This is a genomic window from Streptomyces sp. NPDC005195 (assembly GCF_040608315.1).
GTDB classification, from domain to species: Bacteria; Actinomycetota; Actinomycetes; order Streptomycetales; family Streptomycetaceae; genus Streptomyces; species Streptomyces kaempferi.
On record NZ_JBEXHZ010000030.1, the window covers coordinates 68,437 to 78,980 of the forward strand.

The 10,544-nt window shown below is 71.7% G+C and carries 7 protein-coding genes; 4 read left to right on the top strand and 3 right to left on the bottom strand.

Features of this window, described 5'->3' with window-relative positions; genetic code table 11:
• The first annotated feature begins 14 nt into the window (after positions 1–14).
• The 3 genes from ABZV34_RS26080 (at position 15) to ABZV34_RS26090 (ending at position 4,577) form a co-directional block, all read left to right on the top strand.
• Positions 15–2,603, top strand: a complete 2,589-nt coding sequence (locus ABZV34_RS26080) for a thioester reductase domain-containing protein (RefSeq protein ID WP_356281239.1) — start codon at positions 15–17, stop codon at positions 2,601–2,603.
• Positions 2,600–3,736, top strand: a complete 1,137-nt coding sequence (locus ABZV34_RS26085) for an alpha/beta fold hydrolase (RefSeq protein WP_356281242.1) — start codon at positions 2,600–2,602, stop codon at positions 3,734–3,736. The genes ABZV34_RS26080 and ABZV34_RS26085 overlap by 4 nt, the downstream gene beginning before the upstream one ends.
• 61 nt (positions 3,737–3,797) lie before the next feature.
• Positions 3,798–4,577, top strand: a complete 780-nt coding sequence (locus ABZV34_RS26090; RefSeq protein WP_356281244.1) for an alpha/beta fold hydrolase — start codon at positions 3,798–3,800, stop codon at positions 4,575–4,577.
• A gap of 37 nt (positions 4,578–4,614) precedes the next feature.
• On the opposite strand, the gene ABZV34_RS26095 is transcribed toward ABZV34_RS26090, so the two are convergent.
• The 3 genes from ABZV34_RS26095 to ABZV34_RS26105 all read right to left on the bottom strand — a co-directional run bounded on the left by ABZV34_RS26095 (position 4,615) and on the right by ABZV34_RS26105 (position 8,011).
• Positions 4,615–5,100 carry a hypothetical protein gene (locus tag ABZV34_RS26095; RefSeq protein ID WP_356281247.1) on the bottom strand — a complete coding sequence of 162 codons (486 nt, stop codon included), beginning with the start codon at positions 5,098–5,100 and terminating at the stop codon, positions 4,615–4,617.
• 255 nt (positions 5,101–5,355) lie between these two features.
• A complete protein-coding gene (locus tag ABZV34_RS26100) occupies positions 5,356–6,948 on the bottom strand; it encodes an aromatic amino acid ammonia-lyase (RefSeq protein WP_356281250.1) in 1,593 nt (530 codons plus the stop codon).
• Between the two features lie 100 nt (positions 6,949–7,048).
• Positions 7,049–8,011, bottom strand: a complete 963-nt coding sequence (locus ABZV34_RS26105) for an ABC transporter substrate-binding protein (RefSeq protein ID WP_356281253.1) — start codon at positions 8,009–8,011, stop codon at positions 7,049–7,051.
• Between the two features lie 452 nt (positions 8,012–8,463).
• Here ABZV34_RS26105 and ABZV34_RS26110 point away from each other — a divergent pair.
• A partial coding sequence (locus ABZV34_RS26110) for an ATP-binding protein (protein ID WP_356281256.1) occupies positions 8,464–10,544 on the top strand: 2,081 nt, incomplete at its 3' end.

Consider the following 10,544-nt stretch of genomic DNA (forward strand, 5'->3'; position numbering starts at 1 on the left):
GGTGAAAGGCTCTCATGCGTGAAGTGAACGAGGACAGGTCGTCGTACGCGGGACAGCGGGCGGCAGGCGAGGCGATCGAGCGCGGCGACGGGGGGCTGAGCGTGGCGGCCCTGCTGTCCAGGGCGGGTCTCGCCGCCGGACCCGAGCCGGTCACGGGCGGCACGCGACCGGGCGCGGGCGCGGCCGAGGTGGAGCCGGCCACGAGCGTCACGGGCGAGGGAGCGCGGACGGGTGCGGGTGCGGGTGCCGCCCCCTCCGGTCCCGGAACCGAAGGTGAGCACACCGCGGGCGCCCCGCACGGTTCCGCTCCGACTCCCACCGCCCCCGACGTGGACGGCCTGGCCTCCGCGATCGCCGAGGCGGCCGGTCCCCTCGTACCCGAAGGGCGGCTGTCGCCCGACAGCGACTTCTTCGACGCCGGGGGAACCTCCGTCGGCGCGGTGGAACTCGTCGCGGCCCTGGAGGACTCGCTGGGCATCGAGATGGACCTCGACGAGGTGTTCGCCGACGCCCGGCCGCGCAGCCTCGCCCGGCGCTGGCTGGCCACCGCCGGTACCGCCGCGGCCTCCGCCGCTCCAGGCGCGTCGGAAACCCCCGCACCCGCGTGGAGTGCGGCCCCGCCGGTCCCCGCACCGCGCACTCCTCCGCCCGGGACGGCACCCCGTACCCCACTGGCCCGCACGACGACCGGCTCCTGGAGGGCCGTTGGCGACAGCTCGCCGTCTTCGTCGTATCCGCCCTCCCCGCCCTCCCGGCCTTCTTCGTACCCTTCGGCCCGTCCCGAAGACCTGGAGCAGATTCTGGCGGACCTCTCGCTCGCCGACCGTCTGCCCTGGACCGGCTCGCCCGAGCCGCTGCCGCCCCGCCGGATCCTGCTCACCGGCGCCACCGGCTTCCTCGGCGGCCATCTCCTCCTCGACCTGCTCAGACACAGCGACGCCCACGTGTACTGCCTCGTCCGAGCCCCCGACGAGGAGGCGGCCTCGGCCCGCCTCGGCGCGGCGCTGAAGACCCACCGGCTGCCCTGGTCCTCGGAGATCCGCCGCCGGGTGACGGTGCTCCCCGGCGACATCCGCCGCCCGCGCCTCGGCCTGTCGGACGACCGCTGGAACACGCTCGCCCACGAGCTGGACAGCGTGGTCGGGGTGGCGGCGGCCGTGGACTTCCTGCGCGGCTACCAGTCGTTGCGGCAGAGCAACGTCCTCGGCGCGCTGACCCTGGCTGAACTCGCGGCCACCGGCCCGCCGAAGCCGCTGCACCACATCTCCTCCATCGCGGTCTTCAACGAGGTGGGCATCGCCTCCATGGGCGAGGACGACCAACTCGCCCACGTCGACCGCCTCGTGGCCGGCTACGACCAGACGAAGTGGGCCGCCGAGGTCGCGCTGCGCAGGGCGCGCGACCACGGTCTGGTCGTCACCGCGTTGCGTCCCGGAGGCATCGGCGGTCACACGAGAACCGGTGCCTACAACCCGCAGGACCTCAGCAGCGGGCTCATCTCGGCCTTCGCCCGCTTCCGCACCGTACCCGCCTTCCAGTACCTGAACTCGGCCCCGGTGGACTGGGTGAGCCGGGTCGCGGCCGCCGTCGTCTGCGAACCTGACGCCTGGGGCCACGACTACCACCTGACCGGCGTGCCCAACACCCTCGACGACGTGGTGCGGGACATGGCGTTCGGCGGCATGCACGTGCGCGTACAGGACTGGGACGAGTGGCGCGACGACGCCCTGAACCGCCTCGAGACCGACCCGGTACCCGAACTGGACTTCCTGACCCGGGTGCTGCGCAGTCCCACCGCCCTCAGACTGTGCGAGGCCACCCTGAAGGGGCCGGCGGCCACCGGTGACCGCACCGCCGCGCTCGTCGAGGCGCTCGGCCTGCGGCCCCCGGCCCGCTACGACTCCCGGGCGCAGCTGCGGACGTTCGAGCGTCTCGCCCGGGACGGCCTGGCCAGGCTCCCGCACAAGGACGACCAGCCCTATCTGTGGTTCACCGAGACGACCGAGGGCTTCGTGGGGCCCGTCGGCACCGTCGCCGACACCCCCTGCTCGATGGCGCTGACCCTCTCCATCGCGAGCATGTACCAACTGGCGGGGGAGCGGCGGGTGGACGCCGGCGGCGAGCTGGTGTGCTCCGCCGTGCATCCCGAACCGCTGGTCGTGGCGCGCGGGGACCTCTGGGTCCGCCCCGAGGAGGGCATTCCGCGGGAGCACGGACAGCACCATCGACTCCTGACCTACCGGCTGCTGTTGCGTGACGCCGACGGCGGCCGCTGGTGGCTGGAGGGCCACAAGCACGCCCGCGCCCGCCGTGACGTGTGGCGGCAGACCCGCGCCCTGCGCGTCGACATCGGCCGTGAGGGCGAACCCGCCTCTTTCACGGGTGAGTTGGTCGTGCCCGCGGACAGCTACGTACGCGACCAGATCGACGGCATCAAGGTCGACCCGCGCCTGACCGCCCGGGAACAGCGGGCCGCCAAGCTGACCTGGCTCGCCTGGTTCGGCCTGGAGATGGGCCGCGGGCTGATCGGCCCCTTCGCCCGGGCCGCCGCGGACCTCCTCGACCTGCGCCGCACCCCGACCCTCTCGGAGCGCCACCGATGATCCTCAGAACCGTCGCGTCCCGCACCCGGCAGCCGGTCCGCAAGGTCCGGACGAGCGCGGCCCCGCACCCCCTCCGCCACCGCCTCGACCCGGCCCGGGTCGAGGAGATCCCCTTCCGTACCCGGGACGGCGTACGCCTCGCGCTCACCCGCGTCGACAGCGGCGAGCGGGACCGGCCCGCCGTACTGCTCCTGCACGGGCACACCGCGTCCGCCGACATGTTCCTGCTCCCCGAGACCCGCAACCTCGTCGACGTCCTGCTCGACGACGGCTACGAGCCCTGGCTGCTCGACTGGCGGGGCAGCCGCCGCTTCCCGTACAACGAGACGGGCCGGCGGTACACGTACGACGACGTCGCCCTGTACGACATCCCCGAAGCCGTCGCCCGCGTCCGCGAACGCGTCGGCGACCGGCCGCTGTTCGTGGTCGCCCACTGCGTCGGCTCCCTCACCCTGTCGCTGAGCATGACGGCGGGACTGGTGCCCGGACTCGCGGGCGTCGTCTCCCAGGGCGTGTTCCTGACGCCGAAGCTCGCGGGGCGCACCTCGCTGCGCATGACGGTGGCGGGCGAACTGCTGCGCAACCGGATCGACCACATCCCGGTCGACTTCCGCAAGGTGGGCCTGCGGTCGAGGTACACGCCGCTGTTCGCCCTCGCGTCGCGCGGGGCGGCGTGTCCGGACCCGACCTGCCAGATCCTCCACAACTCGGCCTGGGGCTCGGGTGCCTCGCTCTTCGTGCACGAGAACCTGTCCGACGCGACCCACGACCGGCTCGCCGAGCTCCTCGGGCCCGCGCCCCTGTGGATCCTGCCGCACCTGCGCCGCATCGAACTGGCCCGCACCGTCGTGCGCTGGCACGACACCGACCACCGTTACCGGGCGCTGCCGCCCAACGCGCTGGACGCGGCGGCCCGCATCGACACCCCGGTACTGCTGCTCGCGGGCAGCGAGAACGGACTGTGGCTGGACTCGCAGAGGCTCTGCCACGAGGTACTGGCACACCGGCAGCCCCGGCTGGACGTCTCGTACACCGAGATCCCCGGCTACGGCCACCTGGACACGTTCCTTGGCCGGGGCGCGGCTCTCGACGTGTTCGGGCACATCCTCGAATTCCTCGGCGAACGACGGTGACGGCGAGGCGTGCGGCCGGATACCGTACCGGTCAGTAACCGGACCGCACCCAGGAGGCCCCATGCCGCAGCTCGATGTCGACGGCGCCGCGCTGACGTACGACGACGAGGGCCCCCGCGACGGCGGCGGCGTCCCCCTGGTGTTCCTGCACGGCTGGACGGCCAACCGCCGCCGCTGGGACCACCAGGTGGCGCATTTCGCCGAGAAGCGGCGGGTGGTCCGGCTGGACCTGCGCGGGCACGGCGAGAGCGGCGGGGGCGGGGTGCCTACGATCGCGGAGCTGGCGACGGACGTCCTCGCGGTCCTCGACCACCTGAAGATCGAGCGCTTCGTCCTGGTCGGGCACTCCATGGGCGGGATGATCTCCCAGACCATCGCCCTCGCCCACCCCGAGCGGGTCGAACGCATGGTCCTGGTCAGCTCGATCAGCAGGATGACCTACAGCCGGGGACGGGGCCTGCTCATGGCGGCTTCGACCCTGGTGCCGTTCAAGCTGTTCGTGGCCACCAACATCCAGCGCGCCTTCGCCCCGGGCTATCCGCGCGAGGAGATCCGGGAGTACGTCCGCACCTCCGCGGACACCCCGCGCGAGGTGGTCATGACGCTGTACGGCGCCATGCGGTCCTTCGACGTCCTCGACCGGCTCGGCGAGATCCGCACCCCGACCCTCCTGGTCCACGGCTACTACGACATCCAGCTGCCCGTCGCGCAGATGCTGCGGATGGCGAAGGCCTACCCGGACGCCGTGGTGCGGATCTTGGACGCCGGTCACGAACTGCCCGTGGAGAAGCCGGCGGAACTCACCGCCGCGGTCGACGGGTTCGTGACCGACCGGCCGTGACCCGCCGGGCCCCAGGACCCGGTGGGTCGGCGGTCGTTCAGGAGATCCGGTGGATCCCCTCGGGTTCGTCGTGCGCCATCGCGGCGTACTCCTCGAACCCGAGGTTGCCGATGCTCAGGTTCGCGTGGATGTCGCGGATCCCCGCGGGGACGGTGCGGAAGGAGCGCCCGAACTCGGTCAGCCGCCGGTGGTCCTCGTCGTCCTCGCACTCCTCCCGGGTCAGCGTGGTAACCGCCAGCAGCGCGTGGTGCGCGGCCCGCATGGTGGTCCCGTCGGCCAGGAAGACGACCGACAGGTTCTCGTCGGCGCGCACCGCGGCGACCACGTCGTCGACACCGGCCTCCGCCCAGGCAGGGTCGTCCACGACATGGAGGCCCGCCGCGTACTGCCCCTCGCCCCCGTCGTCCCACGGCTTTGCCAGGGCGGCCGTCACGGCGCGCCAGGCCACGTCGTCGTGATAGTCCGTCCTGACGACCAGCGCATCGAATTCGTCCCGGCCGACGACGGCGGGCAACGCGTTCATGGAACGTTCTCCTTGGTGACTGTGGTGACTGTGGTGACTGTGGTGACTGTGGTGACTGTGGTGACTGTGGTGACCGCGGTGGGGCGACCGGTCGACGGTACGACGCCCACGCCGCCCGGACGGGCAGTCGGGGCCGACGCCACCGCCTCAGTACCGGTAGGAGTCGGCAGGCCGCGAACGTGCCTGTGCGCCGAGCGTCCCCCGGCCTCCCGGGAGAGGCGCCGGGCAGGTCGGGCGATCACGCTCCGGAAACCGCTACAGCAATGCGGAGGGCGGCGTGTCGGCGGTGTGCCCGTCCGCCGCCGCGAACTCCGCGAGCAGCGCCGCGGCGCTCGCCACGTCGCTGGTCAGGGAGCGGTCCTCCATCGCAGGATTCAGCACCGCCGCGGCTCGCGCGTAGGCCCGCCCCGCGGCGGTCAGCGGGTCGGGAACCGTACCGCGCTGGCGCAAGGCCCTTACCGCGGCCACCAGTTCGCAGCCCAGGACCAGCCGGTAGGCGTCGGCGAGCCGGAGCGTCTTGCGGGCCGCCTGGGTGGCGAAGCTCGCCGCCTCCTCCATCCCCTGCGACAGCACCACATGCCCGAGAGCGGCCGGCGCGGCACACGTCTGGACCTCGGCGACCGCGGCCGCCGCGCTGTACTCGAGGATCATCATCCCCGACCCCGCCGACGCCTCGTCCGCCAGGTAGGAACGCAGTCCGGTCAGTTCGGGGCGGCCGAGTCCGGAGAGCCGGGCGGCGGAGAGCCTGGCCGTGCCCAGGACGGCGAGGCACACCCCGTCGAGCGCCAGCGTCAGCGGGGTGGCGAAGAAACCGCCGTGATGATGTGCGCTCGGGGCACCATTGGCCCCGTCCCAGCCGATCAGGGGGTTCTCCACAGCGGAGTTGAGGTCGACGGCGAGCACCTGGTCCAGGGTGCTCCACGCCTCCGTCGCCGGGCCGTGTGCCTGCGGGAAGCAGCGGAAGCCGAAGGGATCCTGGACGCGCGGGGACGGCGGCCACGGCGTCTGCGACGCACCGAGCAGCCGTCGTACGCGCGCGGCGGCGCGCCGCGTGGGCGGATGCGGGTGCGCCAGGTGGACCTCGGGCGCGTAGGCCTCCAGGGACCCGTCGATCGCGCACAGGGACAGGGCCGCCACCACGTGCGCGGCGCGCAGCGACGCACCGAGGTCGTGACAGGCGAGCGCGGACTGCCCCAGGGTGAGGGCGTTGCTGCTCAACAGGGCCAGAGCGTCACCGCGTTCGATCCGCAGCGGCTCGGGAAGCGGTTCACCGTCGTCCGCCCGGTCGTGTTCCCACGGTCCGTGTCCGAACAACGCCAGTCCGAGTTCGGCCAGCGCCGTCAGATCCCCGGTGCCCACCGCCCCGTACTCGCTGACCGGTGGATGCACACCCGCCCGCAGGGCGTCCAGCACGGCCGTGGCGATCGCGGGGCGCAACCCCGAGCCCCCGGCGAGCAGTTGGTTGGCCCGGACCGCCATCATCGCGCGGACCTGTCGTACCGGCAGCCGCTCCCCGATGCCGCCCGCGTGGCTGAGCAGCAGGCGCAGGTCATGGCCGTCGCCGTCGCGTTCCTCGACGGCGACGCCACGGTGGGCTCCGACACCGGTGGTGCGTCCGTAGGCCCGGGTGCCCTCCGCCGCCAGTGCCCGGGCCGCCCGGTGGGAACGCTCCATGCCCTCCAGTGCCGCCGGACGCACGGTGGCGGGCGGGGCTCCGCCGGCGATCCGGGCGACCGCGCGCGCATCGAGACCGTGGCCCGTCAGCGCCACCCCGGCGGGCACGGTGGCCACGCGCGCGCCGGCGGTGCGCGGATCGCCGGGGGGCGTCTCGGTGGTGCGTTCGAGCATGACGGACGGTCTCCTCACCCACACGGCGCCGGGCGCCCCCACCCCCGAGGTGCCGGACAGCGGGCCGGAGCGGATCCCCGCTCCGGCCGGCACGCGTCCGTCAGGACAGTCCGGCGGACGACAGCCACTTCTTGGCCACGTCCAGCGGGTCCTTGTTGTCGTTCTGCACCTGGGCGTTGAGGTCCACCAGGGCGTCGGTGTCGAGCTTCGCCGACACGGCGTTGAGGGCGGAGACCCCCTCGGAGGTGAGACCGCTCTTGTAGGCGAGCGGAGTGACGTTCTCGAAACCGAAGAGATTCTTCGAGTCCTGGAGAACGACGAACTTGTTCTTGGTGATTCCGGGGTCGGTCGAGAAGATATCCGCGGCCTGGATGTTGTTGCCCTTCAGAGCCGCGACGGTCAGCGGGCCACCCGCGTCCAGGGCCTTGAACGACTTGAAATTGAGGCCGTATTCGGACTTGAGGCCTACCAGCCCCTGCTTGCGGGTCTGGAACTCCGGGGAACCGCCGATGACCATGTCCTTCGCCGCGTCGGCGAGGTCGGCGATGGTCGACTTCTCGGTGAGGCTGTACTTCTTGGCGGTGGCCTCGTTCACCGCGACCGCGTCCTTGTCCTGGGCCGCGGAGGGCTCCAGCAGGGTCAGCTTCGCGTCGAGACCGGCGGTGATGGCCTTGGAGGTGTCCTCGACCGTCGTCGGGGCCGCCTTGGCGTTCAGATAGGCCAGCAGGGCACCGTTGTACTCGGGCAGAACAGTGATCGTACCGTTCTTGATCAGACCATAGGTCGTCTCACGGCTTCCGATGTTGAGCTTGTACCCGACCTTGATGCCCTTGGCCTTCAGGGCCTCGCCGTAGATGTCCGCGATCAGGATGCTCTCGGGGAAGTTGTTGGAACCGACCACGACCGTACCGCCCTTGGCGGTGTCACCCTTCAGCGGGTCCTTGCCGTCGGAGTTGTTGTCGGAGGAACCGCAGCCCGTGAGGGCGGCCGCGGCCACAACCAGCAGGGACACAGCATACGTTGCGGTCGTTCGGGTGCTTCTGGCGTGGGTCACGTTGGTCATCCAGACTTGTGCATGGGGGTCGACGGCCGGAAGGCATGGCGTGTAGTCGATCCAATCGAGAGCAGTAACGCACCGTCAAGACACGAATAGATCACCGATGGAGACCAGGCGGCTTCACCGCGTATGCGCAACTCGATCGAAAGGGCGGCGAATCAGACGTATCGCCGTGTCACTTTTTGGTTGATCATGGCCGTACTCTTGCGGCAACCGCTAATGTTGGCCGAGTCGGGGGACATGGTTCCACTTGCTCGGCCCGAGCGTACTGACACGACCCGTTCACGCGGCTCGGGCCGCGGGCTTCCAATTGGGAATGAAGTCAAGGAGGTTTGGTGCCCGCGCACAGGAAAGCCGCCCGGGGGCCGCAGACCACGGCTCCCCGAATAGGCCGGACGCCTTCCCTCCTTGACCGTTGGCCTTTCCGACGGAAACTCAACGTCCTGGTCATTGTTCCGTTGGCCGTTGTTTCCGCGATGATCGCGTACATCGTCTACTCCGAGATGGACTCGGCGCGTTCCGCGGCCGCGACCGCCCGTCTCGTACGGGACAGCGCGCAGGTCACCCAACTCATCGACGGAGTACAGACCGAGCACCGGCAGGCGCTCCTGGTCTCCCTGCGCCACGAGGCCGCCCGCCCCGGCGACAAGGCGTCCGACACCTCCGCCTTCCTCCAGGCGCAGCGGAAGGTCACCGCCCAGGCGGAGGCCGTGCGGGCGACCTACGGCGAACGGCTGCCCGAGGCCGAGGCCCAGGCGCTCAAGGAGCTGGAGGGCCTCGACAGTCTCCGTAAGACCATCGAGCAGGGCCCGATCCCCGCCGACAACATCGACCCGGCGTACGGATCGGTGATCGAAGGCCTCATCAACGGCCTCGGACTGGGCCGGTCGGGCGGTGAGTCCTCGGAGTCCGCGGGCAATCTGCTCGACGCGCTGCTGCGTGCCGACACCGCCCACGCGTCCTTCGAGACCAGCGTCTTCGCGGCCCGTACCCGCGACGCCAACGCGCTCATCGAGTACACCGGAGCCGTCGGCGACTACGAGCAGTACACCTACCAGGCCGATCGCTTCACCCGGTCGGCGAGCCAGGAACAGGGTGCCGCACTCGCCTCGATCGAGCACAGCGCCTACCAGAGCGTCATCGCCCAGCACTACGCGGCGCTCCAGGTCGACCCCGGCGGGCTGGTCGCCGAGAACCCGGCGCAGTTGCGCACCGCGCTCCAGGGCGCGCTGACCGCCGACCCGACCTACGAGCGCCAGGCCCAGAACCGGCTGAAGATCACCGAGTCGCTCATCAACGAGATCGCCGCCGACACCCAGTCGGCGTCCGACGACGCCTGGTGGCAGGTGCTCTGGCTGGTGGCCGCGAACCTCGCGGCCTTCGCGGCCTGGATCCTGTTCTCGGTGCTGGTGCGCCGCTCCGTGGTGCGGACCGTGCGCACTCTCACCCAGGCGGCGCAGCACGTGGCCGCCGCCGCCGAGACAGAACTCGCCAGGGTCGCGGACGACGACGCGGAGGACGCGGGCCCGCCGCGGCTCGAAGCCGTTCCCGTGCCGGTCCGCGACGAGATCGGCGAACTCGCCGAAGCCTTCAACCAGGTGCAGGTCACCGCGAGTGCCCTGCTGGAGCGCCAGGTCGTCAGCCGTCGCAACATCGCCGAGATGTTCGGCAACGTCGGCCACCGCGTCAGCAACCTGACCGCACGGCAACTCGCGCTGATCGACTCCGTGGAACGCGGTGAGACCGACCCCGAGGTACTGGACCGGCTCTACCGCATCGACCACATCGCCGTACGTCTCCAGCGCAACGCCGACAGCCTGATGCTGCTCGCCGGCATCCGTGAGACGGGCCTCAACTCCGGTCCCATGCGGCTCAGTAACATCGTCCGCGCCGCGCTCGGCCAGATCGAGGGCTATCAGCGCGTCACCCCGCACGCCGAGGGCGATGTCACCGTCGCCCCCGACATCGTCGGCGACCTGACGCTGATGCTCGCCGAACTCCTGGAGAACGCGGTCACGTTCTCCCCGGCGTCCAGCAGTGTCGAGGTGGTCCTCAGACCCCGGCACGGCTCCGGCGGCGGCGCCCTGATCGAGATCGTCGACCACGGGCTGGGGATGAGCGCCGAGCGGCTGGAGGAGGAGAACGGCCGCCTGATCCGCCGTGAACGGCTGGACCTGGCCCCGACCGAGGTCCTCGGCCTCTTCGTGGTCGGTGGTCTCTCCCGACGGTGGGGGATCGAGGTCATCCTCACCCGCACCCCGGGCGGAGGTGTCACGGCCACCGTCGCGGTACCCGGGTCCCATCTGCTGCTCGCCGACCCCACCGGAGCCGCGGCCAGGGCCCCGCACATCCTGCCGCCGCCCCGCCGTTCGGGCCTCGCCGAACCGCGCCCGGCGGCAGTCGATCCGGAGCCGGGCCCCTCGGCGCTGCCCCGCAGGGTTCCCGCCCGCGGCGGTGGCCCGGAGTCCCCGGGCCACGCGGGCCGTCAGGAACCGGCGTCCGAGGGCGGGCCGGGCTACGGCGGCCCCGGCGCGGCCCG

Excerpts from the sequence above, each read along its gene's own strand:
- ABZV34_RS26080 (WP_356281239.1), top strand. The coding sequence starts at position 15 with ATGCGTGAAGTGAACGAGGACAGGTCGTCGTACGCGGGACAGCGGGCG.
- ABZV34_RS26085 (WP_356281242.1), top strand. The coding sequence starts at position 2,600 with ATGATCCTCAGAACCGTCGCGTCCCGCACCCGGCAGCCGGTCCGCAAG.
- ABZV34_RS26090 (WP_356281244.1), top strand. The coding sequence starts at position 3,798 with ATGCCGCAGCTCGATGTCGACGGCGCCGCGCTGACGTACGACGACGAG.
- ABZV34_RS26095 (WP_356281247.1), bottom strand. The coding sequence starts at position 5,100 with ATGAACGCGTTGCCCGCCGTCGTCGGCCGGGACGAATTCGATGCGCTG.
- ABZV34_RS26100 (WP_356281250.1), bottom strand. The coding sequence starts at position 6,948 with ATGCTCGAACGCACCACCGAGACGCCCCCCGGCGATCCGCGCACCGCC.
- ABZV34_RS26105 (WP_356281253.1), bottom strand. The coding sequence starts at position 8,011 with ATGACCAACGTGACCCACGCCAGAAGCACCCGAACGACCGCAACGTAT.